The organism is Variovorax sp. BGA-UO-ETr-C22, from assembly GCF_059567965.1.
The window spans coordinates 301,224-325,593 of record NZ_JCAQPA010000008.1; the positions used below are offsets into that span (position 1 = coordinate 301,224).

The following is a 24,370-nucleotide window of genomic DNA, read 5'->3' on the forward strand; positions in this document are numbered from 1 at the left end:
ACGCTGCCCTATCAACTCTGACAGTGTCCACGTTCCCGTCATCAAGCTGTAATGCGAGCTCATTCAACGAGGTGACCTATGGAGATCATTGCGGGAACGGTCGACTCTTTCACGGCGGACGTGCTGTTCGACATGGCACGCTACCGGCACGAGGTTTTCGTCGAGAAACTGGGCTGGAAACTCGATACGCGCGGCCGGCTGGAACTGGACGAATTCGACCGGAAGGACACGATCTATCTGATCGCGCGCAATCCGGACGGCGAGATCGTCGGCACCAGTCGCCTGTTGCCCACGCACCAGCCCTATCTGCTCGCCAGTGTCTTCCCCCAACTGCTTGGCGACAGTCCTGCCCCGTGCTCCCCCGACATCTGGGAACTGTCGCGCTTCGCCGCAGCCGAAGGGGCGCGACTCGGGATGGACGAGGATCCGCATGGATGGTCGCTCGCGCTGGACATGCTGAGCGTCGCGATGCGGACCGTCGCCGACAAGGGCGGGCAGCGCCTCATCTGTGTCTCACCACTGGGCATCGAGCGCATCCTGCGCCGTGCGGGCCTGTCTGCGCACCGCGTCGCGCCGCCGGTACTGGTCGAAGGCCAGCATCTGTTCGCCTGCCTCATCGACGTGGACAGGAACTGGTGCCCGCACCGGGACCGCCACGCCGACGCGATCGGTTGAGTCACTGGCCGACCGGCGGGCTCGACGCGGAGTCGCCCACTCAGTTCAGGAGCCCGAGACGTGAAGCGAACGCCGCGGCCGAACTCTTGGTGGGGGCGCCCAATCTGGCCATTGCATTCCTCAGATGAAAATCGACTGTGGGTTTCGAGATGCAGAGGATGGACGCGATCTCGTCACTCGTCTTGCCGTCCCCCGTCCAGCACAGCACCTCCACCTGCCGTCTCGTCAGCGGTTCGAGCCCCTCCAGCGGGCTGCCTCCCAGCAGGCGGCAGAACGCGCGGTGGGCGGTATGCACCAGCCACTGGAGCAAGGGGTCCTTGGCGAGAATCTCCGCGACCGTCAGCGGTTCGCCCGACCTGGCAAGCGAGAGCATGCCGACCCGCGCGTCGGGCTCGAAGACCGATTGCGCCCAGCCGACGCACAGGCCGAACGAGCGCGCCTCGTCCCACATCTGCGGCGCGTCCCGGAAGACTTCATTGCTCCAGATCAAGGGCGCCCCGCTGTGCACTGCGTGGGCGACCGTGGGATCGACCTGAAGATATCCCGCATTGATGTACCGGTGGCTCCATCGCTCATCGTAGGTGCTGAGCATCAAAGTCTTGGGTCGGGTGAAGGGCACGAGGGTGCGCAGCCCGTAGGCGCAGTGCTCGAAACCGAGGTGCCTGGTTGCCACGCTGATCTGCGCGAGCACATCGGATGGCTCGCTTGCCTCGCTCAACCGATCGAGAACATCTTGGGTCCACTCGTTCATAGGTGCGCTTCCTGGGTCGTCGGCACCCCTCACCTTCGTCGCGAGCGCGCTCGCCGCTGCCGCAGCGGCGCCGCGCAGACTCGTCGGCTTGCGAAGCGCCAGCTCCCTGAACCGACCGGCGTTGCGCCAGCCAACTGCATGCGCCTGGTGTCCGCCAGCGCGTGATTGAGGCGAGGGTGTGACAGTCTAGGAGCGCCTCGCCGAGCTCGGAGGCAAAATTCACCATCATTTCTGCCAATCTCGCGAACCTCGGCGTCGTGCGCACTGGCGCAGTTCGGCACAGGTCCGGGAGGTTGCGGATGAGTCCCCAACACGTTGGCTCCTCACGATGCACAAGGTCTGGCTCCTGCTACTCCCCGGATTCCTTCTTGTCGATGTCATGGACCTGCGCGCCGTCTTCAAGGCCGTCAATGCCTCGCGCGGGGCACGCAAAAGAATCGCCGGCTATGACGTCCGGCTGGCCTCTGCAGCGGGAGGCTCCGTCCTGAGTTCCAGCGGCGTGGCGCTGTCAACGAGCGCCATGCCGCGCGATCTCGTTGGTCGTCCGAGCACCCTCTTCATCAGCGGCGAACCCGATCCGACCTCGGCTGGACCGACAGGCTTGCGACGGCTGCGCGAATGGCTGTGCGACAACCGGAGGCATCTGAGCCGCTGCGCCGTGCAGGGCGCCGAGGCATTGCTGCCGCGGGCGCCACAGGTCCACGTTGTGCACCGGCGAGGGCGTGCGGCACCGCAGGCACCGCACCACGACAGGCCGGGACCAGCCCTGTTCAAGGCCTGCACGAAAACGCGCGACTGGCGCGTCGTCGAACCGGGCCAGGGCATCGACCTGGCGCTGTCGTGGATCGAGGAAGACCGGGGCACCGTGTTTGCGAACGCGCTTGCCTCACACCTGCCCCGGCCGCGCGGCCATCGCTACGGCATGCCGCGCCGCAGCCGCCGTCCGATCGACCCGCCCGCTCCTGACGCGCGGATCACCGTCCTGCATCGTTGGATCGCGACCCATCTGCACGAGCAACTCGGCGTCGCCCGACTGGCGCAGGAGGTCCACATGTCCACGCGCTCTTTCGCACGCTTCTACGAACGCACGACGGGGCTTTCGCCGGGACGTGGCTTGCAGCAGATCCGCCTGGACTGCGCCTGCCGCAGGCTCGAGACAAGCACACGCCCTCTCAAGACCATCGCTGCGCAGTGCGGCTACGGTTCCCCGGAAGTGATGCGAAGAGCCTTCGTTCGCGACCTGCAGATGACGCCGCGCGAATACCGGCGCCGCCACGCGACGATGAAAGATGCGGGCGCGGCCTAGAAGGATGTCTCGCCAGGCCCAACAGCGCAGCCCCATTTGCCAGGCCGCCAGCCGCGACGCGCACACACATCGCACGCCAAGGCCTGGCCGGGCAACACCCGCACCGCTAGTCTTGCGTGGCCCAACACACCAGCCGCAAGTCTGCCAGCGGCAGCAAGGCACGCGTGCCGTCTCCGAAGCGGACCTCGCCAACGTTGCCGTCATTCGCCTTGATGCGCAATGACCCGCGCCGGCCCTCATGCTCCACCACCAGCACCGTGCGGCCGCCGCTGATGACCCTGGGCATCTCACTGCCGGGCGCCACTCGCTCCGAGCCGCCAACAGGCTCGGGCGATTGCGGGCGACGCTTGGTCTGGGCACGCCCGATCGGGTCACCTCTTGCGAGCAGTTCCTCGAGTTCGTGCGGGCGATCACGTGCGACTGCCACCAAGTGATAGAGCACCCGCACATCCTCGCCGACCCGCCCGTCCTCCACCGCCTGGCGCAATTGCGGCGGTGCGTCACTGAGCCGCGCAGCCTCGGTGATGAAGGAACGCGGTTTGCCTAGCCGCCGTGCGATCTCGGCACGCGAATGGCCCTCCCCTTCCCGCTCGGCGATGAAGGCGGCCAGATCGAACGGCGACATGTCCTCGCGGTGCAGGTTCTCCGCCGCCTGCGCGAAAGGATCGACCCGCTGGTCGACGAACGCCGGAACGGCGGCCAGGCCCGCCAGACGCGCGGCGCGCACCCTGCGCTCGCCGCGGTTGACGGTGTACCGGTCCGCGTGCTCGGGATGACATCGCAGCGATACCGGCTCCAGCACGCCATGCTCGCGGATCGATTCGGCGAGTTCCTCGATGCGTTCGCCCCGGATGCGACGGCGCGGCTGGTAGGGGTCGAAGTCGATGCGCTCGAGCTCCACCTGCATCGGTGTGCTGGGAACCGGACGGACAGCATCGCCCGCGAGCAGATCCGCCGCCCTGAACTGCGACAGCACGCTCAGGTCGAGCCGCTCGGGCACATTCATGGTTGCGCATCCGCAGGCACCGGATCGCTCGAAGCGTCGATGCGTTGCTGCAGCAACTCGAACACCCGCATCACCTCAAGGCTCGCCTCGCGCGCCGCGCTCTTGGGCAATCGCCACACCGGCACGCCTGCAGCCAGCGCCTCGGGAATGGCCGAGCGGGTCGAGATCCGTGCCGGTATCACGAACTCCCGGAAGTTCAAGGCCAGTTCCTGTATCGCGGCCTTCTGCCGCAACGAATGCGGATTGAACCGGTTCAACACGATGGCCGCCAGTCGCAGTTGCGAGTTGTAGCGCCGTCTGACGCCGAAGATGGTTCTGAGCATGTCGGCGACACCATCGATGCTGTACTCCTCCAGTTCGATCGGGCAGACCACGGCATCGCCGACCATCAGCGCCGCGCTCATGCGCAAGCCCAGCGCCGGTGGCGTGTCGATGACGACCGCGTCGAAATCCTGTGCCAAGCGCATCACGTTCCTGCGGAATGCGGGGATCACCGCGTCCGCCCTCGCGAGTTCGACATCGGCCATCTTTTTGCTGCCTGGCACCAACGCAATGGTCTGCCCGCGCGACGGAACAAACGGGCCCACGTCCTGACCGAACAGTTCCACCGCCTCGGCGATCACCGAGGACCGGCGCAGCGATTTCGAGCTGTTCGCCTGCGCGTCGAGATCGATCAGGCACACCGACTGGTGTCGCACATCGGCCAGCCACCATGCGTACAGCACCGCCAGCGTCGACTTCCCGACGCCACCTTTCTGGTTGCCGAAGATGACCACGTTGCCCATGACTTGCTCCTCAGGCCTCGACGCGGGAGATGCGAATCCGTTGCACCTCGAACGGCGCTTCGTGCGCTGCCGCTGAAACATGCGACACAACTGTCCCCCACACGGGGGCAACGCCAAACTGGCCTGTGATGAAACCGCCTTGTTGTGCCGCTCGCGAAATATCGCCGCCCCGCGCATTGCAATACCACTGTCAAAAACAATAGTCGACACACGCAGGGGCACAGGTGGACATTGCACCCCATGCAAGCAACCCATGTTCAGCGCAGGCATGCGGCCGATGAAGGTCGACGCACAGCCTGGCTTTCCGTTCTTGTTGTCGCCGGCTGGATGGCACACGCGCGCACCCTGTGGGCGCAGGCGCAGCCCGACGCATCGCAGGTCGTCAATCCACAGCAGCAGGCGACTCGCGATCACGACCGCATCGCGATCCTTCGCGAAGAGCTCAAGAAGTCGCAAGCGCAATTGGAAGATCTCATGCGGCGCAAGGCCGAGCGCCTCGCCGCATCCGACCAGAAGGCAGCGACCGAGGCTGAAGAACAGCACGTACGTACGCTCGGCGATATCGCAGCCATTCAACGAGAGATCGCTTTCGCCGCTCATGCCTCCACCCAACCCACGACGGTCAAGCCCACGGCCGTGCAGGTCGCCAAGAGCCCTTCCGCCAGCAAGCGCGCGGCGCAGGCGCCCTGGTGGGACGTCTACGGCCGCAGTCGGCGCGTTGAACCGCCTGCTTCACGTTCTCTCGCGCCCCCGCCCGGGAAAGGGCCCGCGGGATCTTCCTCGGTGACCGGAGCAACGCCATGACCGCATGCCCAATCCACATCCGATCCGCTGCGCAAGTCGGTGTCCGTACGAAATGGATCGGATGCCTGCTCATCGTCCTGCTCGCCACCACCCCTGCCGAAGTCGCCTGGGCAGGAAGCCCGTTCGCGACTGGCGCCAACGCGACGCAGCAACAACTCGTCGCTATCCTGACGCCACTGGCGGCGGTCGCCGTGATGGTCTCCGGCGCCATGGCTTGGTTCGGCCGCCTGAGCTGGTGGTGGATGGTCGCCGTCGTGATCGGCACCGTGCTGGTCTTCGGCGGCCCCCAGATCGTGTCCTGGATCCGGGGCCTGTTCGGGGTCTGAGGGAGCGGTCCATGAGTCGCAACCAGGGCATCGCCGCGGATCCTCTGTTCGTCGGCATGACACGGCCCCCGATGGTCTGGGGCGTCACCTACTCGGCCATGATGTTCAACATCGTCATCACGACCGAATCGTTCATCGTCACCAAGAGCCTCGCCTGGCTGCTGGCCTTCGTGCCGATTCACGGCGTGCTCTACCTGGTCTGCCTGTACGAGCCGCGCTTCTTCGATCTGTTGCAACTGTGGGGCCGCACGCGCCTACCGGCCATGCTTGGCGGCAACCTGCGGTTCTGGCGTGCGAACTCTTACAGCCCCTTGGCGCTAGGCATGCCCGATTGGCGGGGGCGTCGCCGCATGCGGGCCGTGCCCGCGGCGGTGGTCTGACGCGGGATCGCCATGAAGCTGCTGTCACGCTCCGAGCACACGCTGCGCCGCGAAGCCGGCGCCGCAACGATGATTCCGCTCTCGGCGCATGTGGACGAGCATGTGGCCCGCACGCGCGCGGGCGACTATGTGCAGACGCTGCGACTGGCCGGCACCAGCTTCGAAAGCGCCGACGACGATGACATCAATGGCTGGCACGAGCGCCTCAATGTCCTGCTGCGCAACATCGCCTCGCCCAACTTGGCGCTGTGGACCCACGTGATCCGGCGTCGCGAGACAGGCTATCCGGGCGGACGGACGATTCCCGGCTTCGCCGATGAAATCGAACAGCGCTACCGCCGCAAGATGGCCGGCGAACGGTTGATGGTCAACGAGCTGTACCTGTCGATCGTCTTCCGGCCGCAACCCACCCGCATCGGCAACGCCGCATTGCGGCTGTTCAAGCGCGCGGACCCGGAGGGTGCGCAAGTGGAACTGCGCGATGCCCTTGATGCCTGCGACAAGCTGCGCCAGGAACTGCTCGCGGCGCTGGAACGCTACGACCCCGAAGCACTGGGCATCTATCGGCTGCAAGGCGAGGACGTGCTGTTCTCCTCCCTGATGGAATTGCATGGCTTGTTGATCAACGGAGAGTGGCAGCGCATGCCGCTGCCGCGCTCCCCGCTCAACGAGGTCCTGGCCACCACCCGGCCCTTCTTCGGAAACGAGGCCATGGAATACCGCACGGGCACCCAGACGCGGATCGGGGCCTTCCTCGGCATCAAGGAGTACCCCACGCCCACGGCGCCGGGCATGTTCAGCGCCTTGCTGACCGCGCCCTTCCCCTTCGTGCTCACGCAAAGCTTCACCTTCCTGGCCAAGGGCACAGCCATCGACATCATGAGCCGCCAGCATCACCGGATGGCGGCCGCCGGTGACCTGGCGGTCTCACAGGCCGAGGAGCTCAAGGACGCGCTGGACGACCTGATGAGCAATCGCTTCGTGATGGGCGACCACCACTTCAGCCTGCATGTGCTCGCCGACACCTACGACGGCGTCGGCGAGGCCGAAGGCCGGCCCCGCCTCAAGCAGCTCAACGACAACGTGGCCCGCGCCCGATACCTGCTGGGGGACACGGGAATGGTGGTGGCCCGCGAAGATCTCGCGCTGGAGGCGGCGTTCTGGGCGCAGCTGCCAGGGAACTTCGGCTACCGAAGCCGCAAGGCACCCGTCACCAGCCGCAACTTCGCTGCGATGTCGCCCTTTCACAATTTTCCGACCGGTCGAGCGACGGGCAATTACTGGGGTGATGCGCTGACCATGTTCATGACCCGCGCCGGCTCACCCTACTACTTCTCTTTGCATGCGAGCGACACGCGCAGCCCGGACGGCGGCAGCCGCCGCGATGTCGGACACATCACGGGTGTGGGGCCAGTCGGTACCGGCAAGACCACACTGTTGGGGTTCTGCATGGTGGCGATCTGCAATCGCCTCGATGCCACGCAGGTCATCTTCGACAAGGACGAAGGGCTGCACATTCTGGTGCGGGCACTGGGCGGGCAATACCTCCCCCTCAAGAACGGGGCGCCGACCGGGTGCAATCCGCTGCAGCTCGACGATGCGATCGCCGACAACGTCGAGTTCATGCGCCACTGGCTCAGGCGCCTCGTCATGCGCACGCCGAACGACACCTTGACGGTCCGCCAGGAAGACGACCTCGATCAGGCGCTGCACGGCACACTCAAGCTCAATCCCTCTTTCAGGCGCCTGTCTCGTCTGGCCGCCTTCCTCGATATCACGGACCCCGAGGGAATGCATGCGCGCCTTCGGAGGTGGTGTGCCTCGGAGCATGGCGACTATGCCTGGGTCTTCGACAACGATCACGACGACGTGGCCGCGCTGCTTGCCCGACATTCCCTCGTTGGCTTCGACGTGACCGATTTCCTAGACAACGAGACCGTGCGGGCGCCACTGACCATGTACCTGTTTCATCTCGTCAACCGGATGGTGGATGGGCGCCCGCTGGTGTGCTGGATGGACGAATTCGCCAAGCTCCTGAGCGACCCGGCCTTCGCGAAGTTCGCCAAGAACGGTCTGGAGACCTGGCGCAAGAAGAACGCGAACATCGCAACCTTCACCCAGAGCACCAGCCATGTGCTCGATTCCGTCATCGCGCGCGCGATCGTCGAGCAGACGCCCACGAAGATCCTGTTCCCCAATCCAGAGGCGGACTACGACGAGTACACCCAGGGCTTCAACCTGACAGACAGGGAGTTCGCGCTCATCAAGCAGGAACTCGAGCCTGGCTCTCGCCAGTTCCTCATCAAGCAGAACCATGTCAGCGTGGTCGCACAGCTCGATCTCCACGGCTTCGATGACGCCTTGCACATCATCTCCGGGCGCACCAGCAATGTCCGCCTCATGCGCGAGTACATGGCGACCTTCGGACCGAATCCTGAGCAATGGCTGCCGTCGTTCCGCAAGGCGCTGGCCAATCGCCCTCCCCATTCATCCCCACACCAGGAGATCTCCCATGCGTAGGTTCCTTGTTCCGTTTTTCCTCGCGGCGGCGGCTTCGCTCGCGCCGCTGCACGCGAAGGCCGGTATCCCGGTGATCGACGTCACGGCCATCGCCAACCTGATACAGCAGGTCATGTACTGGCAGCAGCAGATCTCCGGGATGCAAAAGCAGTACGACCAACTGAAGGAGTCGAAAGACCAACTGACCCAGACCCACAACGCCATGACGGGAAGCCGAGGCATGGAACAGCTGCTGCCGACCTCGGACCTGGCGCGCAACTACTTGCCTCCCAGCTACGGCGAACTGATGAGCACGCTCAACGGCTCTTCGGGCAGCTATTCGGGGCTGACCAACCAAGTGCAGTCGATCATGAAGGCCAACAGCGTCCTCTCCGGAACGCAGATGGAGGCGCTCAGTCCCGAGTTGCGCCAGATCGTCGAGCAAGGGCGACAATCAGCAGCGCTGCTCAACGGAATGACCCAGAGCGCGTACCAGAACACCAGCCAGCGGTTTTCGGCCCTGCAACAGCTGATCCATCGCATCGGGTCAGCGCAAGATCCCAAGGCGATCCAGGACCTGCAGGCAAGGATCCAGGCCGAACAGAGCATGCTCACCAATGAGCAGACAAAACTGCAAAGCCTTTATCAAGTCGCTCATTCTGAGGAACTCATGCGTCAACAACGCGCACGAGAAAAAGCCGCGTCTAGTGTCGGCTCCACCCGATCGCTTCCTACTGTGAACTACTAGTGCGAGGATCCCAATGCAGTCGAGGACTTTGGTACTGGCCGCCACCATGATCGTTTCCATGGCAGGAGGTGGGCTCTATCTTCTTACACGGCATGAGATCGTGAAACTGGAGCAGCGTGAGGTACCACAAACAAACAACCCTCAAGCCTCGGCTTCCAAGGCGACCGATCACAAGACTCAGAGAAAACTCGAAGGCATTGGGAGCACGCGAGACTTAGAACCGCTTGCCATACCGACCAGAAATTCTCATTAGCCTCGCGATCATGGGGTTCTTCGCACAATTCTTTTCTTGGCTTGATGGGCAGTTAGCCGGCTATATCGGCGCGCACTCGGCGAGGGTTGCGGTTTCGATTGAGCCTGCCGCCGTTACCCTCGCAACGATCTACGTGATGATTTGGGGCTATCTAAGCCTTTCCGGACGTATCCAGGAGCCGATCTGGGAGGGACTAAAACGAATCTTTACTCTCGCAATAATCCTCGGCGTAGGAATTCGGCTATGGGCTTACAACCAATTAATTACGGATAGCTTCTATCGAGGTCCTGAGCAACTAGCGGCATCAATCGTCGGTGCACCCACAATCGTTAGCGCCATTGACCAAGTCTGGTTCGACGGGGCGGCAGTGGCCGAACAGTTGTTGAAAAAGGGAAGCGTGCTCGACAGTGACTTTGCGTTCTATGTCGCGGGGTTCTTAGTCTATTTGTTGGTTGGTCTGACCGTTGTTGTAACGGCTTTCATGCTTGGACTTTCGAAGATTGCTATTTCGATCTTGCTGGCCTTAGGACCAATTTTTATAGTTCTGCTCTTCTTTGATTCAACTAAGAGATTCTTTGAATCCTGGACTGCTCAACTAGCAAACTACGCGCTCGTCGCGGTCCTCACCCTGCTAGCTGCGGCCCTTCTTCTCAACATCGTCAAGGCGTATGCGGCCGGCGCAGCAGCATCGGGCGCTGAAATCACGATCGCTGCTAGTGCGCGGGTCTGCATTGCGTCAGCCCTGGTTTTTCTTGTCATGCGCCAAGTTATGCCAATTGCTGCGGGGCTTGCGAGCGGGGTCGCCCTGAGCACTTATGGTGTCGTGAGCGGCGTGGTTCGCTGGGGGCTTGGAGGGGCCAAGCGCACGAGCTACGAATTCGGACGCGGCGTGCTGGACGGTATGCGGCGGGAGCCCGGCAGTCGCTGGGATTCGTTCCGCCGCCTGACGGGCAATCGCATTGGTGCTGGCGTGGCCTCAATTGCAAGTGTCGGCGCCACGCATCGCGGCGGCACCGTGATCCCCAGAGAGCAAGTCATGCCGAGTCTCTCTCGTAATCGCTAGCGATGGAGTGTGCATATGAAGTCGACCTCTTTTTTTCTGCTTGCCCTTGTCTTTCAGCTTGTTGCATGCGGAACTCGCCCGCCCACCCCGCCGGATTGCGAAGGGCCACTCACACAGATCAACATCTCGAACGGTGTTTCCCTATCGGGAGCGGTGGATGTCTCGGAACGCCGCCCTTGAAAGCTACCTGCGCGAGGCCCAGAGCTGGGAACTCGACCGCGCGCGCCGGTCGGAGCGATCGAGCAAGATCGCTTGGACTGTGGCCGCAGCGGCCACACTGATCGCGGTGTTCTCGGTCGTGGCTGTCAGCGGGCTCACGCCGCTTAAACAGCCTGTTCCGGTTCTCATCCGAGTCGACAGCGGCAGCGGAATTGTCGACATCGTCCCCACCTACGAGGGCACCACTGACATCGAGCAGTTGGTGACCCGGAACCTGTTGCAGAACTACGTGATCACGCGCGAGCGCTACTTCTACGGCACCGCAGAAGCGGACTACGAACTGGTCGCCTCGCAGAACTCGCCTCGGCTGAACCAGGAGTGGGCCGGGCTGTGGGCTGCCGACAACCCCGCATCGCCTCTGAACATTTACAAGGATGGCACTTCCATCCGCGCACAGGTGCGATCGGTCACCTTCCTCAAGCTGGAGAGCGGGAAGGACAAGCTGGCACAGGTCCGCTTCACCCGCTCGACCCGCACAGGCGGCACCGGTGAGGAGCAGACCAGCCACTGGGTCTCCACGATCGAGTTTGCTTACGTCCCGCCATCGACGGACAACAAGATGCGTTCGCTCAACCCTCTGGGCTTTCGCGTCGTCGAATACCGCCGCGAGCCCGAGGTCGCGCCGGCCGGTGTCGCGCCGAGCAAGCAGGATGCGCGATGAAGCCTCTGCCCATGCTCCTCTGGAATCGCCCCTTGGCGATCGGACTGGCGGCCAGTCTGGCGCTTGCCGCGTCGCATGGCCGGACCGCAACCGTACCGCCGGCCGGCGAAGTCGATGCCCGGGTGCGGGTGGTTGCCTACGACCCAGAGGACGTCGTCACGTTGCAGGGCTACGTGGGCTATCAGATCCACCTGCAATTTGCCGAAGGCGAGGAGTTCGTGAACCTCGGTGCCGGCGACAACGGCGCCTTCGACGTTGGCGCCGAGCGCAACCACTTTTTCGTCAAGCCCAAGGAAGCGCGCGCTTCCACCAACTTCACCGTCCTCACGAACCGCCGGGCCTACCATTTCGACTACGTCGTGTCTTCGGCGGCGCCCGCGGGCGCCGCCACCAGGCGCATGGTGTATTCGATTCGTTTCACCTACCCGCAGGACGAGGCCCGGGCCGCGGCAGCGGAAGAGGAACGACGCCGGACCGAGGCGCGCATGAGCGAAGCGGCGGCCGGTCGCCCGCGCAACGCCGACTACTGGTTCTGCGGCAGCGATTCGCTCAGACCCTTGAGTGCTCACGACGACGGCGTGCAAACGCGACTTCGCTTCCATACGCAATCCGACTTTCCGGCCATGTTCGTCCGAAACGATGATGGCTCCGAGTCGCTGCTGAACTTCAACATCGAAGGGGGCGAGGTGGTGATCCAACGTGTGGCACGTCGTTTCGTGCTGCGGCGGGGCGGGCTGGTCGGCTGTGTGATCAACCGGTCGTTCGCCGGCGGCAGCGCGCGCACCTCGCCCCACACCAGCGTTGAAGGTGTACGACGCACCACCACAGGAGAGGGGCCGTGACCTGGTTGAACCCGACCCACCGCGGCTCCCGCACGGATTCGTCGGCAAGACCCGGTGGCTCCGAGATCGACCCCGACACCGGGGAGATCCTGTCTGGCCAACGGGAGGCGGCCACCGAAGAGGCGACGTCCCGAGCCGCCGGCGAGCGCAGCACGATCCGGGGCGAGCGTGCCATTCCATCCGTCAATCGCGAGCGGTCCATCCAGTCGCGCATCAGCGGGCTCCTGGCGCTTGCGGCGATGCTCTTGCTCGGCGCCGGATTCCTGTTCTGGTACTACAACACTCAGTACGCCAAGACCCGTGAAGCCGAAGAGGCCGCGAGAAAGGCGGCCGCGGCACGCGCCGGGGGGGAGATGAAGGTGCCGCCGCTCGGTCGCATCGATCCACCGAAAGCGCCACCGGAAGCGACGGCGATCGTTGGCCCGCCCTCCACCCCGCCACCGACGGCCAATGCCAATGCCGGCACACCGCAGAAGACGCCGGAGCAGATCGCGCTGGAACGGCAGTTGAGCACCCCGGTGCTTCGGCGCGCGCAGCCGGCGCAGCCCTCTGCTGGCATCTCGGCGCCGCACGCGTTCACGGACCCGGCGGTACTGGCCGGCGGTGTTCCAGGCATGTCCCAGCTGCTCGGCACGCTGCAACCGTCCGCCCCCGGCTCGGCGGCACTCGGCGGCGGTCAACTCGGCGCCAGCCTTCGGCCGACGTCCACTCCTGCCGTCATCGCCCAAGCACTGCCCACACGGCGCATGCTTTTGCCCAAGGGCGCATTCATCGACTGCACGCTGGAAACCGCCATCGACTCGACCTACGAGGGCATGACCACCTGCATCGGCGCCAGCGACATCTACGGCGCGGATGGCAAGGTCGTGCTGTTGGAGCGTGGCACCAAGTACGTCGGCGAGCAGCGTGGAACGCCGCGGCAGGGAGAGGGCCGCGTCTTCATCGTCTGGAACGAGGCGCGCACCCCGACCGGCGTCGTGGTCCAGCTGGCCTCGCCAGGAACCGACGAGTTGGGCCGCAACGGCTTGCCCGGCTTCATCGACACCCACTTCTGGGATCGCTTCGGCGCTGCGATTCTGATCTCTGTGATCGACGGCACGATGCAGGCGATCGCCGCCCACCAGCAAAGCGGCTCCCGTGTCGGCAGCGGCGGCGGCGTGGTGCTCGGTCCGCAGGGCAGCCGCGACGTCATCACGGAGGTGCTGCGCAGCACCGTGTCGATCCCGCCGACCGTCATCAAGAACCAGGGCGAGCGCATCCAGATTTTGGTCGCCCGCGACGTGGATTTCAGGAGCGTCTATGCGCTTCGAACCGACCCAGTCCTCCCCTGAAGGCGTGCCTCCCGGTACCACAGGCGGCCTGCAGCCGACGCCGAACGCCGCGCCTGCCACAGGTTCTGAAGAACCGCCCTCTTCCCTGGCCCTCTTTCTCGGCCCGCTCGGCCGTTTGCTGGACGACCCCGAGGTTACCGAGATTTGCATCAACGAGCCCGGCGCGGCCTTCGTGGAACGGCAGTCGGGCTGGATGCGCGAGGAATTGCCGTTCGCGAGCTTCGACTGGTGCATGTCGATCGCCAAGCTCGTGGCCAACTTCACGCGACAGCGCATCTCGGCCAATGAGCCGCTCTTGTCCGCCACCCTCCCGGGCGGCGAACGAATCCAGATCGTGCTGCCGCCTGCGACGTTGGACCGAACCGTCTCGATCACGATCCGGCGTCCATCGAACACGCTCTGGACCCTCGAAGAGCTGGCCGATCTGCGCATCTTCGAGTCGACGAGCATCGCCCCCGCTACGCCGGCGCGGCAATCTGACAGCGCAAGCCGGTCACCGGAAGACCGCGAGTTGGCGGGCCTGCTGGCACGCGGCGAGTTCGTCGCCTTCCTGCGCCGCGCGGTGCAGTGGCGCAAGAACATCCTGCTGTCGGGCGCCACCGGCTCCGGCAAGACCACCGTAGGCAAGGCGCTGATCCTCGAAGTGCCACCCGACGACCGCCTGATCACCATCGAGGACGTGAAGGAGCTGTCGCTGCGCAACCAGCCCAACCATGTCAGGCTCTTTTACTCGCAGGGCGCCCAGGGGCAAGCCGAGGTCACGCCCGGCCAGTTGCTCGCCGGGGCCAAACGCCAACGACCCGACCGGGTGTTCGTGTCCGAGCTGCGGACCGGCGAAGAGGTCCACGACTACCTGGTGTCCGTCAACACCGGCCATCCCGGCTCGATCACCAGCGTGCACGCGGACAGCGCCCAGATGGCCTTTGTGGCGCTGGCCCAGATGATGAAGCGCAGCCAGGCGGGCCAGGGCATGAGCACTCGCGAAGGCGTGGAACTGGCCCAGATAAGCGTGGACATCGTCGTGCAGTGCGCGCGCGAGCGCCGGGACGGCCTGCTGCGGCGCAGCGTGCGGGAGATCTGGTATGACCCTGGCGCCAAGATTCGAAGACTTTCCTAGCCCGCTACGGGTCGCTGTCGCATTGCTGGTAGCCGCGATCGTCGGCGTCTACGTCGCCGGATATGCGTTCCTGGTTGCGATGAAACTGCCGCCGCAGAACGCGACGCTGCTGACTCTTCACGCGTACTGGCAGGCCTACGGGAATCGGCCGGACGTGCGTCGCGCCCTCCTGGCGTCCCTGGCTGGCTCCCAGGGCCTGATGCTTGGGCTGGTAGGCGTCGCCATGCTGCCTCGCCGTCGCCCTTTGCATGGCGACGCCCGATTCGCGAGTCGTCGCGAGATCGCGCAGGCCGGCCTTCTGAACGAGCACGGCGTCATCCTCGGGCGCCTCGGCAATCGCTACCTAGTGCTTCCCGGCCAGCAAGGTGTCGAACTTGAGGCACCGCCGCGCAGCGGCAAGGGCGTTGGCGTGGTCATCCCCAATCTATTGAACTGGCCCGGCTCGACCATCGTCAGCGACATCAAGGGCGAGAACTTCATGCGAACCGCGGGCTTCCGCGCGGCCCATGGGCAAGAGGTGCACCTGTTCGATCCGCTGTCGGAACGCGAGTGCTCCTCGCGCTGGAATCCGCTCGGCTACGTGTCCGAGGCGCCCTATCGCTGCATCGACGACCTGCAGCGTATCGGCACGATGCTCTTTCCCGATCCGCAGGCCGGCGATCCTTTCTGGAGTTCGTCGGCCCGGTCGTTGTTCCTGGGCATTGCCCTCTACCTCTTCGAGAGTGATGGCGCCACGCGCACCTTGGGCGAGGTCCTGCGCCAAGGCATGGCCAGCGACGCCGAAGGTTTTCAGAAGCACTGGAAACGCGTGATCGACGCCTGCGAGCGCGCCGGCTATCCCCTGTCGCAAGAAGCGGTGCAAAGTCTCTACGACGTGATCGACCTGGCGCCGACCACGGCCTCCAGCATCCGCAAGACCTTCACCAGCCGCCTGGACCTGTGGCTCAACCCGATGATCGATGCGGCCACCTCCGCCAATGATTTCGACCTGAGGGACCTGCGCAAACGTCCGATCTCGATCTACGTGCAGATCAACCCCGACAACATCGCACGACTGCAGCCACTGCTGAACCTGTTCTTCCAGCAGGCCATCGGCCTCCAGACGCGTGAACTTCCCGAGAACAACCCACAGCTTCGCCATCAGTTGCTGCTGATGCTCGACGAATTCCCTGCACTCGGGCGCATCCCCGTCATCGCGGATTCCACCGCCTTCCTGCCGGGGTACAACGTGCGCACCGTCGTCATTGTCCAGTCCAACTCGCAACTGATCGAGAAGTACGGCATCGAGGGCACCAAGTCGATCCGGAAGATGCTGGCCGCGCGGATCGTGTTTCCGCCCAAGGAATACGAGGACGCCGAAGCCATCTCTCGCGAACTGGGGACCTACACCGTCCGGCAAAAAAACGTCAGCCGCCCGATGTGGGGCAGTGCGAGCAAGGCACCGACCGTGAGCATCAGCGAGCAACCGCGGCGCCTGCTGCTGCCGCAGGAAGTCAAGGAACTCGGTTCGGACCGGATGCTCCTGTTCTACGAAGGCCTGCGGCCCGTGCTGGCGCATCGCATTCTCTATTTTCGCGACAGGTACTTCGCCCCGCGCGAGCGACCACCACCACCGGTGCCGAAGCTCGAAGTGACCAGGTCCGGAGACATCCTCGCGTCGGTTCAACCGGCCGCGACAGACGGAAAGGAAGACACGGCAGACGCGAATCGCGGAGCCGTCACGAGTGCCACGCCGCGACGCGCTGGCCCGGCGTCAGCAACCAGGACGGGGGTAGCCATGGCCGAGGATGCACTCGCCGATGACCTGAAACTGGACGACTTCTCGTTCGATTTCGACGACGTCGAGATACCCACCGAGAAGCTCAGCGATGAGGATCTGAAACGCCACGCCGACGAGTTCATGGCGCGCATCCTCGACTGACGCTCGTCCCATTCAAAAACCAGAGCTCCCGCACGACAGACACCCGCGAAAAGGAACTGCGATGTCCACAGACCATCCTCCCGAAAGCCAGCCTTTGTCCGGCGCCGCGAATTCAGCCTCGCAGGACGCCGCCGGTTCCGTCCAGGGCGAAGCGCTTCCAGCGGGACGCGGCCATGCCCGAGTTCCCGATGCCATCGAGCGCCGCTACCTGCGCGTCGACAACCGGTACTTCTTTCCGGACCGCACCCTGGCCTTCATCGACGACGGCCGCCGCATCCGTGTGCAAACCGAGAATCGCGAGGTGCTGCACAGCGTCGTGGCGATCGCGCAGGTGCGCGGCTGGCGGGTCATCGCGCTCAAGGGCACCGAGACCTTCCGCCAGGCCATGTGGCGCGAAGCGTCCTTGCGCGGCCTCGAGGTCCGAGGCTACGAACCGACCGAGGCGGAGATCCTCCAAGTGCAGCGTGCTTCGAAGAGATCGCCGCCGCCGCAAGGGAGGGAATCGGGCACATCCTCGACGCATCCAACGGCCCCAGAGAACCGCGATGCGGCGACGCTGCGCGATGGTTCGGGGAGCGCCCGCGCCAGCCACGGTGCCGACCCTCATTCGACCGGGGCGACACAAGAAAATCGACCGGTGCAGAAGGACCCCAGGTCGTCCATCGAAGGGCTGCTCCTGGCGGCGGCGGCCGCACCCTATCAGTTCGATCCGGCACAGCGCATGTCCTTCTACGTGACGGTCCGCACGCAGGTCGGCGACCGCACCGTGTGGGGCACGGACCTGGAGCGTGCGCTCGCGGAGTCTGCGTCGCAGCCGCGCATCGGTGATCAGGTGGTCCTCACACGCCATGGTGCCCAGCCGGTGAAGGTCCGGCTGGAAGAGCGCAATGCGGACGGCGAGTTGGTCGGCAATAAGAAGGTGGTCATGCAACGCGTGCTCTGGAGTGTCGAGACACCGGGGCACCTTCGCGCGATGGAAGGCCACGCGATGCGCGTGCGTGCCGGCGAGAGTCTGTCCGACGAGGTTCGACGCCAACACCCGGAACTGGCCATCGCGGCAGCGAACCTCGAGCTCGCCGAACAGTACGCGCAGCGGGTGACCGGCGATCAGGCATCCCGCCAGCATCTGGTGCAGCTGATCCGCGAGCGGATGGCCGACGCGCTGGCACAGGGCCTTTCGATCCACCTTCCGGATCGCCGCCCGAGCCCCCTGCCCACGCCCATGCAAGTGCGCCACCGCATGGCTCGAAGCCTGGAGGCGTTGAGCCATGACCGCGTCTAGCATGGCACCGGTGCGTATGTCCTGCTCGACGCTGGTGATCGCCGCCTCCCCGCCCACAGTTGCGGCCGCATGCTTGCAGGTTCGCTGCCCAAGATCCGTTCGCCCACAACGCGGTGAGCTGCGGTGCCGCAGACGCTGCGGGACTCTGGCGTCGAATTGCAGCCCGTGGACGGAGGGCCGGGGCACGGAAGCGGGTCCGCGGCCATGTCGCAAAGACGCCTGATGTCCCCGCGGGGAAAGCCTCGGACACCGGCGAACGATTGGGTGATCTCGAGCGGCTCGCTCGAAGCACTCAAATGGATCGGCCTTCTGCTCATGACTGGCGACCACGTCAACAAGTACCTTCTGCACGAAGCAAGTCCGACCCTTTATGCACTGGGACGCATGGTGATGCCGCTCTTTGGCTTCGTGCTCATGGCCAATCTGGCGCGTCCGGGAGCATTCGAGGCCGGTGTGCATCTTCGCGTCATAAAGCGGTTGGCGATCTTCGCGTTGCTGGCGACTCCGGCTTTCGTGCAGCTCGTCGGCTGGTGGCCATTGAACATCCTGACCACGCTCTGGCTGGCAACATGGATCGTCTGGCTGCTCGAACGTGGCGGCAGGACCGCGCACTGCATTGCGGCAGTGGCGTTTCTCGTCGGCGGTGCGGTGGTGGAATTTTGGTGGCCGGCCCTGCTCTGTTGTCTCGCCGCCTGGGCGTTCCTGCGCAGGCCCGGCGGCCTGCGGCTTCTGCTATGGACCTTGGCGATGGCATCACTCGCCGCCGTCAATGCCAACTTCGCCGCAATGGCTGTCCTGCCCTTGATCTGGGGCGCGCGGGAGGTCGAGATTCCGTTGCCACGCAGTCGGTGGGTCTTTTACGTTTTTTATCCGGCTCATCTCTCGCTGATCGCTTTGGTGTCGCCGCCGAGATGAACGGACAGGTTCCGCATGCATCGAAATCTCCTGCGGTCGCGACAACCGTCCATCGACGGGCACTGAAAAAAGCGGCTTCCTGTTGGAAGGTCGGCGTGGCCCGCGCACGGTTCATCCGAACATCCGCACTGAGCCACCGATTGCTTCATCCACGCGGCCTGTCGCCCTTAGTGACCGACAGCACCCGGCCGAGGCGATGTGAAAACTCACCGTCATGCTCACGCCGTCAAGAATTGAACTCTCAGGAACTGAGATCCTCACCGCGAATTGGCTGATCGTGTCATCGAGGCCAGACGAGTTGAAGCACACTCGGCGCTAGGAACTGGCCATCCCGCAGTACCGGCGGGTTCATCGCGAGGCCGCGCTTGCGGTAATTCCGATTCATCGGATACTCCCGCCGCACGAAGTTAGAAGACGCAGGCCTCTGTTGCACCAAGAGGGGCGTCCACGAACCCGCGGCGGTTAAGTGTTGATCTATCGACCTTCCGATTCAGGTCATTGGGTATGTGCGCGCCCGGGTGTTCGACGTTTTTCCACCTCTCTCCAGCGCTCCGCCAATCGCTGATCGTCGGTCTGCACTGCCGGCATGCGCGCAGTGAAGCGATCCACCTGCACGGCCACCCGCGCTTCGCCCTGCCTCCTCAGCATTTCCGACGTTGCATGCCAGTCTGCCAACACTTCTTTCCGGGTGTCTCTCAACTTCGCTTGGCCCGCATCAAAAGCCACCCGTCCGGCCCCGAGGTCCCGCAACACCTTTTCCAACTTCGTACGCATCACCGAGGACGGCTTCGGTGTCCGGTGTCCATCGCGCTCGGCGACGGGCAACTGCGCGAAGACCCGTTGTGCCCGCAGCCGATGATGGATTGGATCCCGATAAGGCTTGCGCACCTGGCCGCGCACCTGCCGCGGCGTCGCGTTGGCTGCTACGCCCTGCTCGCGCATCAATGCGGCGAACTGCTCGCGCCACTGCCGCAGCGTGTCCTTGCGGATGTAGAGGCGCTTGCCAGGCTCGAACTCGTGCTCGCACTTGACCACCAGGTGCACATGCGGGTGCGACTGGTCCGTGTGCAGCACCATGGCATAGCGGTGCTGCAGCGCGAAGTTCTCGCGCGCAAAGACGCGTGCGGCAGCCAGCACCTTTTCCGGCGGCGTGCCGGCGGGCATGGACAAGACGATGTTGTGGACCAGCTTCGCACGCGTGTCCTTCTGCCCCTGAGCGGGTTTCGGCTTGTACTGACTTCTGCAAAGCTCTAGCTGCCAGTCGGTCACGACCTCCCTGGCCGCTCCTCGACCCTGCTGCGCCAGCCCATCGTCGGTTTCCAGTGGCAACTTGCCGTGACGGCTGATGTAGCGCAGATGAGCCTCGACGCCGCCAACGTCCCGCGCCCCACCGGACACTTTCACCATGACTTCGGGTACACGGCCCACGGTGCGCTGGACTTGCGCAATCTCATCGGATCCAAGGTGCAGCCTGCCGCCAGGGCCGCGCCGGCCATAGCTGACGATGTCCAGCGTCATGTCGCGCGAAGCATCGGCCGAGCCTCGGCTGCTTCGGTCCAAGCGCACCATCTGCTTAGGCATGAGTATTCCCGCCGCCGGTTTCCCAGCTGATGAGGTTGCGATGCACGACGGCCGCGGTGGCTTGGCGTGCCGATTCGACCTCCCGGCGCACCAGCGCGATCGCCTCCCCCAGCTCTGATGCAGCGAAGCCTGCCGGATTGTTCGTCATGCCGAACACGCGAAGCTGGCGACCGAGCGCCGCCAACTGGGCGCTCACCGCCTTGATCTGAGCCAGTTCATCCGGTGGCAGCACCGCCGACGCGTGGACATGGTTGTGGATCAGCAGGGCCAGGTAGCTGCCGGTCTTCATGTCCCGCGCATGGGCCCGTTTTTCCACAGACATTCGATCCCCAGGGCGAAGTCGCAGCGTGATGCGGTCCGCCATGTCCACGCCACCACCCAAATCATCGGCGGCTCGCTGCGTATTCGGTTCAAGCGAGATCGGGCCGTTGGACTGGATCACTTCATGGACCATCTTGGCGAGCAGGCGCGACTCGTGCAGCCGATGGCGCGCAGCCAGGGCGGCGAAGCTCGCCTTCGTGTCGGGTGACACACGGGCGCTGATCACGGCGCTTGATCGACGGTCGTTGGTCATTGCAACTCCGTTGCAGTAAACAATGTCTGACGCCAGTCTATCCTGCCCTCACAGCCGCACAAGGACTTTGCCCCTCGTATCCACGCATCTCTTAGCTCCCCCTCCCTCCCTCATGCTCGATGCCGCGCAGTGCATGTGCCCACACATGCCAACCTTCATTGTTCGGCATGCCGAACCTCCATGAGAGAGTCCGACACTCAGCGACCAGATACGATGGCCGTGGGCATTTTTATGTGTGTATCGCGTTCCGAAATCCAGTCGGCCAGGACCGCATTTAATTCGTGCCGTGGATCGCTGCGAACACCGCAGCCGGCGACGCGATGACCCAGGGCCCCAGCGGACTGCGCAAGGTTCGTTGGGCTCACGCTGGTATGGGAAAGCAGGGCGGCGCATGCGTGATCTCTCTATTTCAACCGCAACGAACAGGGCGATCTGGTGCTGCTGCGGGTCTACGTGAAGGCCAGGTTCGACAACATCCCCGCCGCCACCCTGTTGAAGCTGAAGGAGGCGCTTGATGCCAAAGATTGACAAGGAGATGGTGCAGTTCGAGAAGGACCTGCTCCAGTCCATCGCACAGATGAAGCGCGGCGAACATGGCACCGTGCACACGGCCGAGCAGATCGTGGCGCGAAAGGGCAAAGGCGTGATCGGTGCGCACGTCGTGGGCGAGGGGCGCGAAGCGATCCGTCGCAAATAAAGCCGCTCCAGCCCGGCATCATGGCCGTCATCATCGAGTCCGATGACGAAAGGAACGTCGGTGCTCTGGTCAGTGCGGAGCTCGCCTGCGACGGGCCGCTTGCGGCCGATTAAGATCGCTTGGATGGCCGGTGGCAAGGCAAGGCCAGCGCCGGTTCCTCCGCGAAGATCCGAGTCGCGTACGGCCACGCCAAAACGGTGCCAGGAACCGCAGTTCGAGGGGAAAGAAGCGCCATCCGCAAGCCACTGCTGGGGCGATCGCATCCATCGAATTCCTGCGACCGACACGCGCCCGATCCGGCGGCGAAGGCGAGGCACAGGCGCCCCCGATGTTCGGCGTGCCGAACGTCAGGGGCGCCTGGCCCGCCGGCGATTACGCTTCAATGTCTCCCAGGCGCGTCAGCGCCGCGTGCGGACGCAACGGGGACGGAAGCCACCGCGTGCCTTCCAGCCTGCGGGCGCAATGCGCCGCGGCCTCGGCCTTCTTCATCGCCGCCACGGCCGGCGTGCCGTGCTCGCCGGTCGCCACGGCCACCGCTTCGAGCGCCTTCGTCTTGCTGACGTGGCGCAGGTAGTTCGCGGCGGTCGGCGCCCACCAGTCCGCCATGTTCAGGCCCAGCGCCTCGGCGAGGGCGTCGCTCTGGTCGGCCGTGCGTTCGCGCCCGGCCACGGCATCGATGCTGCGGGCGGTGCAGTACGCCAGCAGGTCGAGCAGCACGTCGCGCGGCTGCGCGAGCAGCCAGCGGAACAGGGCCTGCGGATCGCCGGGCAGGCGGTCCCCCCATTCGGTCGCGGCCCGCGTGAGCAGCGCGCCGGCCGGACAGTCCTCGTAGCCCGTGGCCGACTGTGCGAGCGCGAAGTCGCTGGTCACATGCACATGGACCTTCACCACATCGTTGCCGCGCCCGTACTGGCCGAACACCGTCTCCGCCATGCGGTGGGCCAGCGTCGCGAGTGCCACATCCGGCGCCTGCATCAGGGCGGCCTGCAGCGCCGCGGTGCGGTGCGCGGTGAGGTCGCGCATCAGCTTCTCGCTGAACGCGGCGCGCGTTTTCGGAGCGTCCGGGCCCACCCCATCGTCCGCCGTGCCCAGCCCGCCGTCGCCGTCCGGATCGCCCGCCTCCGAATCGCCGTGGCGATCCCCGGGCCGTATCAGCCCCCGGGCCGCCACCACCTCCCCGCGATGGTCGATGCGCAGCAGCACGCCGGTGCTCGCCATCTGCTCGGGTGTCCACGCCAGCAACGCGGCATGCGCCGCGTCGATCCGGTCGTCCAGCGCGTCCAGGGCGCTCAAAAGACGCTGCGCCTCGGCTTCGCCATCGACCTCATCGTCCGCCGCCTCGGGATCGACGCCCTGCGCTTCGAGCACCTCGAGGGCTGCGGCCAGCCGGTCGCGCTCGGCGTCCATGGCCGCCAGTGCCGCCTCCTCCTCGGGCATCATCGCACGCTGCTGCTGCGAGGCCTGTCCATGGCGGCGCAGCGCGAGGCCGTCGCCCTGCGTCACGCAATCCACCCATGCCCAGCCTTCCGCGCGCACCTCCTCGGCCAGCGCACGCAGCTTTTCCATGGCGAGGACCTCCAGCAGCACGGGGTCGTCCAGGTACACGCCCTCGCCATCGTCGGGTTCGGCGAAGAGGTCGCGCCGCACCGTGCCGCCGCGCGCCTCGTAGGCCGCCAGCCCGACGAAACGCGCGAGCCGGCTGTCGCCCGCGCAGGACTGCTCGGTGAGCTTGCGGCGCAGCGCCCATGCGCTGCGCTCGTAGACCGGCAATCCGTCCCAGACCGCCTCCTGCGCGGCGTGGTCGTCCGTGAGTGCCAGCGCCTGCAGCTGGTCCGGCTCGATCTCGTCGGCGCGGTACATCGCCAAAAAGCGCGGCGCCAGACGCGCCAGCCGCAGCCTGCGCGCCACGGTGAGCGGTGCCACCCCGAAGCGGCCCGCCACCTGCGCCACCGTGAGCCCGCCATCGATCAGGGCACGGAACGCTTCCATCTCGTCGGCCGGATGCATCGCCTCCCGGCCCGAGTTTTCCGCGAGGGAGATTTCCAGCGCGCGCGCATCGGCGAAGCAGCGGCATTCCACCGCCTGCGCGGCCTCCATGCGCCCCTGCGCCGCCAGCAGCTGCATCGCCCGCAGGCGCCGCCCACCCGCCGCCACCGCGTACCGGCCATCGGGCAGCGCCACCACCGAGAGCCGCTGCAGCAGCCCCTGCGAGTCGATCAGCGCCGCCAGTTCCGCGATGCCTTCGTCGCGATGCACCCGGCGCACGTTCGCCTCGGCGGGCACCAGCCGGTCCAGCGGCACGAGCAGATCGTGCGGTGCCGTGTCCGCGTCCCCCGTCGCGCGCACATCCGCCGTCGTCCGTGGGCCGCCCCGCCCCTTCGTCGAAGCCCCCTTGCGCCGGCGTGCGCCGCCATCTCCCGCCGCACGGGCCGCCGCATTCGCATGAGTCGTCGTTGTCGCAGTCATCTGCATCTCCTTGGTCATAAAGTTGAAGAAACAAGGACAAAGAGCCCTGCCGGATTCCTAGATTCGGAGCCCCTCGTCAAAGGGTTCCGGATCGCATCGGCCGCGCATCAGCCGCCGGCCGCCGTCTTCCTGAGTTCTTCGCCCGGTGACCGCAGGCGCGCGCGACGA

Annotated in this window: 22 protein-coding genes; 16 read left to right on the plus strand and 6 right to left on the minus strand. The window is 65.2% G+C overall.

Features of this window, described 5'->3' with window-relative positions; translation table 11 throughout:
• Positions 1–78: 78 nt before the first annotated feature.
• Positions 79–675, plus strand: coding sequence for an acyl-homoserine-lactone synthase (locus AC57B8_RS08925; RefSeq protein WP_496479364.1), 597 nt, complete (start codon positions 79–81; stop codon positions 673–675).
• Positions 676–715: 40 nt separating this feature from the next.
• On the opposite strand, the gene AC57B8_RS08930 is transcribed toward AC57B8_RS08925, so the two are convergent.
• Positions 716–1,426 carry an autoinducer binding domain-containing protein gene (locus tag AC57B8_RS08930; RefSeq protein WP_496479365.1) on the minus strand — a complete coding sequence of 237 codons (711 nt, stop codon included), beginning with the start codon at positions 1,424–1,426 and terminating at the stop codon, positions 716–718.
• A gap of 328 nt (positions 1,427–1,754) precedes the next feature.
• Here AC57B8_RS08930 and AC57B8_RS08935 point away from each other — a divergent pair, with 328 nt between their 5' ends.
• A complete protein-coding gene (locus AC57B8_RS08935; protein ID WP_496479366.1) occupies positions 1,755–2,732 on the plus strand; it encodes a GlxA family transcriptional regulator in 978 nt (325 codons plus the stop codon).
• Between the two features lie 106 nt (positions 2,733–2,838).
• Here the strand turns inward: AC57B8_RS08935 and AC57B8_RS08940 are convergent, their stop codons facing one another.
• Positions 2,839–3,738 carry a ParB/RepB/Spo0J family partition protein gene (locus AC57B8_RS08940; protein WP_496479367.1) on the minus strand — a complete coding sequence of 300 codons (900 nt, stop codon included), beginning with the start codon at positions 3,736–3,738 and terminating at the stop codon, positions 2,839–2,841.
• Complete coding sequence (locus AC57B8_RS08945) at positions 3,735–4,523, minus strand: ParA family protein (RefSeq protein WP_496479368.1); 789 nt, start codon at positions 4,521–4,523, stop codon at positions 3,735–3,737. The genes AC57B8_RS08940 and AC57B8_RS08945 overlap by 4 nt, the downstream gene beginning before the upstream one ends.
• 240 nt (positions 4,524–4,763) lie before the next feature.
• Here AC57B8_RS08945 and AC57B8_RS08950 point away from each other — a divergent pair, with 240 nt between their 5' ends.
• The 13 genes from AC57B8_RS08950 (at position 4,764) to AC57B8_RS09010 (ending at position 18,884) form a co-directional block, all read left to right on the plus strand.
• Positions 4,764–5,327, plus strand: a complete 564-nt coding sequence (locus tag AC57B8_RS08950; RefSeq protein ID WP_496479369.1) for a hypothetical protein — start codon at positions 4,764–4,766, stop codon at positions 5,325–5,327.
• Positions 5,324–5,653: a TrbC/VirB2 family protein gene (locus AC57B8_RS08955; protein WP_496479370.1), complete on the plus strand. Its 330-nt coding sequence runs from the start codon at positions 5,324–5,326 to the stop codon at positions 5,651–5,653. The genes AC57B8_RS08950 and AC57B8_RS08955 overlap by 4 nt, the downstream gene beginning before the upstream one ends.
• Positions 5,654–5,664: 11 nt before the next feature.
• Positions 5,665–6,033, plus strand: a complete 369-nt coding sequence (locus AC57B8_RS08960) for a VirB3 family type IV secretion system protein (RefSeq protein ID WP_496479371.1) — start codon at positions 5,665–5,667, stop codon at positions 6,031–6,033.
• Between the two features lie 12 nt (positions 6,034–6,045).
• Complete coding sequence (locus AC57B8_RS08965) at positions 6,046–8,553, plus strand: VirB4 family type IV secretion/conjugal transfer ATPase (protein WP_496479372.1); 2,508 nt, start codon at positions 6,046–6,048, stop codon at positions 8,551–8,553.
• Positions 8,546–9,280: a TrbJ/VirB5 family protein gene (locus tag AC57B8_RS08970; protein WP_496479373.1), complete on the plus strand. Its 735-nt coding sequence runs from the start codon at positions 8,546–8,548 to the stop codon at positions 9,278–9,280. The genes AC57B8_RS08965 and AC57B8_RS08970 overlap by 8 nt, the downstream gene beginning before the upstream one ends.
• A 224-nt stretch (positions 9,281–9,504) precedes the next feature.
• A complete protein-coding gene (locus tag AC57B8_RS08975) occupies positions 9,505–10,596 on the plus strand; it encodes a TrbL/VirB6 family protein (RefSeq protein WP_496479374.1) in 1,092 nt (363 codons plus the stop codon).
• A gap of 157 nt (positions 10,597–10,753) precedes the next feature.
• A complete protein-coding gene (locus tag AC57B8_RS08980; protein WP_496479375.1) occupies positions 10,754–11,476 on the plus strand; it encodes a VirB8 family type IV secretion system protein in 723 nt (240 codons plus the stop codon).
• A 32-nt stretch (positions 11,477–11,508) separates the two neighbouring features.
• Positions 11,509–12,318, plus strand: a complete 810-nt coding sequence (locus tag AC57B8_RS08985; protein ID WP_496479376.1) for a TrbG/VirB9 family P-type conjugative transfer protein — start codon at positions 11,509–11,511, stop codon at positions 12,316–12,318.
• Entirely contained in the window at positions 12,315–13,649 is a 1,335-nt protein-coding gene (gene virB10, locus AC57B8_RS08990) for a type IV secretion system protein VirB10 (protein WP_496479377.1), read from the plus strand. Before AC57B8_RS08985 ends, virB10 begins: the two co-directional genes overlap by 4 nt.
• Entirely contained in the window at positions 13,618–14,766 is a 1,149-nt protein-coding gene (gene virB11, locus AC57B8_RS08995) for a P-type DNA transfer ATPase VirB11 (protein WP_496479378.1), read from the plus strand. The genes virB10 and virB11 overlap by 32 nt, the downstream gene beginning before the upstream one ends.
• Positions 14,732–16,687, plus strand: coding sequence for a type IV secretory system conjugative DNA transfer family protein (locus tag AC57B8_RS09000; RefSeq protein WP_496479379.1), 1,956 nt, complete (start codon positions 14,732–14,734; stop codon positions 16,685–16,687). Before virB11 ends, AC57B8_RS09000 begins: the two co-directional genes overlap by 35 nt.
• A 61-nt stretch (positions 16,688–16,748) precedes the next feature.
• Positions 16,749–17,969 (plus strand): LPD7 domain-containing protein, encoded by a 1,221-nt coding sequence (locus tag AC57B8_RS09005; protein ID WP_496479380.1) that lies wholly within the window; start codon positions 16,749–16,751, stop codon positions 17,967–17,969.
• A 264-nt stretch (positions 17,970–18,233) separates the two neighbouring features.
• Positions 18,234–18,884: a TraX family protein gene (locus tag AC57B8_RS09010; RefSeq protein WP_496479381.1), complete on the plus strand. Its 651-nt coding sequence runs from the start codon at positions 18,234–18,236 to the stop codon at positions 18,882–18,884.
• A 495-nt stretch (positions 18,885–19,379) separates the two neighbouring features.
• Here AC57B8_RS09010 and AC57B8_RS09015 read toward each other — a convergent pair whose 3' ends face one another.
• Both AC57B8_RS09015 and AC57B8_RS09020 read right to left on the minus strand, forming a co-directional pair.
• The gene (locus AC57B8_RS09015) at positions 19,380–20,402 is read right to left on the minus strand and encodes a relaxase/mobilization nuclease domain-containing protein (RefSeq protein WP_496479382.1); all 1,023 of its coding nucleotides are present in this window, start codon (positions 20,400–20,402) and stop codon (positions 19,380–19,382) included.
• 55 nt (positions 20,403–20,457) lie between these two features.
• Positions 20,458–21,039 (minus strand): hypothetical protein, encoded by a 582-nt coding sequence (locus AC57B8_RS09020; RefSeq protein WP_496479383.1) that lies wholly within the window; start codon positions 21,037–21,039, stop codon positions 20,458–20,460.
• Between the two features lie 514 nt (positions 21,040–21,553).
• On the opposite strand from AC57B8_RS09020, the gene AC57B8_RS09025 reads away from it, so the two are divergent.
• Complete coding sequence (locus AC57B8_RS09025) at positions 21,554–21,736, plus strand: hypothetical protein (protein WP_496479384.1); 183 nt, start codon at positions 21,554–21,556, stop codon at positions 21,734–21,736.
• A 372-nt stretch (positions 21,737–22,108) separates the two neighbouring features.
• On the opposite strand, the gene AC57B8_RS09030 is transcribed toward AC57B8_RS09025, so the two are convergent.
• Entirely contained in the window at positions 22,109–24,202 is a 2,094-nt protein-coding gene (locus AC57B8_RS09030; protein ID WP_496479385.1) for a ParB/RepB/Spo0J family partition protein, read from the minus strand.
• Positions 24,203–24,370 lie beyond the last annotated feature (168 nt).

Coding starts and splice junctions, on each gene's coding strand:
- AC57B8_RS09030 (WP_496479385.1), bottom strand. CDS start 24,202: ATGACTGCGACAACGACGACTCATGCGAATGCGGCGGCCCGTGCGGCG.
- AC57B8_RS08965 (WP_496479372.1), top strand. CDS start 6,046: ATGAAGCTGCTGTCACGCTCCGAGCACACGCTGCGCCGCGAAGCCGGC.
- AC57B8_RS09025 (WP_496479384.1), top strand. CDS start 21,554: ATGCCAAAGATTGACAAGGAGATGGTGCAGTTCGAGAAGGACCTGCTC.
- AC57B8_RS08935 (WP_496479366.1), top strand. CDS start 1,755: ATGCACAAGGTCTGGCTCCTGCTACTCCCCGGATTCCTTCTTGTCGAT.
- AC57B8_RS09000 (WP_496479379.1), top strand. CDS start 14,732: ATGACCCTGGCGCCAAGATTCGAAGACTTTCCTAGCCCGCTACGGGTC.
- AC57B8_RS08930 (WP_496479365.1), bottom strand. CDS start 1,426: ATGAACGAGTGGACCCAAGATGTTCTCGATCGGTTGAGCGAGGCAAGC.
- AC57B8_RS08925 (WP_496479364.1), top strand. CDS start 79: ATGGAGATCATTGCGGGAACGGTCGACTCTTTCACGGCGGACGTGCTG.
- AC57B8_RS08955 (WP_496479370.1), top strand. CDS start 5,324: ATGACCGCATGCCCAATCCACATCCGATCCGCTGCGCAAGTCGGTGTC.
- AC57B8_RS08960 (WP_496479371.1), top strand. CDS start 5,665: ATGAGTCGCAACCAGGGCATCGCCGCGGATCCTCTGTTCGTCGGCATG.
- AC57B8_RS08950 (WP_496479369.1), top strand. CDS start 4,764: ATGCAAGCAACCCATGTTCAGCGCAGGCATGCGGCCGATGAAGGTCGA.
- AC57B8_RS08940 (WP_496479367.1), bottom strand. CDS start 3,738: ATGAATGTGCCCGAGCGGCTCGACCTGAGCGTGCTGTCGCAGTTCAGG.
- AC57B8_RS09015 (WP_496479382.1), bottom strand. CDS start 20,402: ATGACGCTGGACATCGTCAGCTATGGCCGGCGCGGCCCTGGCGGCAGG.
- AC57B8_RS08980 (WP_496479375.1), top strand. CDS start 10,754: ATGTCTCGGAACGCCGCCCTTGAAAGCTACCTGCGCGAGGCCCAGAGC.
- AC57B8_RS09020 (WP_496479383.1), bottom strand. CDS start 21,039: ATGACCAACGACCGTCGATCAAGCGCCGTGATCAGCGCCCGTGTGTCA.
- AC57B8_RS09005 (WP_496479380.1), top strand. CDS start 16,749: ATGTCCACAGACCATCCTCCCGAAAGCCAGCCTTTGTCCGGCGCCGCG.
- AC57B8_RS08945 (WP_496479368.1), bottom strand. CDS start 4,523: ATGGGCAACGTGGTCATCTTCGGCAACCAGAAAGGTGGCGTCGGGAAG.
- AC57B8_RS08970 (WP_496479373.1), top strand. CDS start 8,546: ATGCGTAGGTTCCTTGTTCCGTTTTTCCTCGCGGCGGCGGCTTCGCTC.
- virB11 (WP_496479378.1), top strand. CDS start 13,618: ATGCGCTTCGAACCGACCCAGTCCTCCCCTGAAGGCGTGCCTCCCGGT.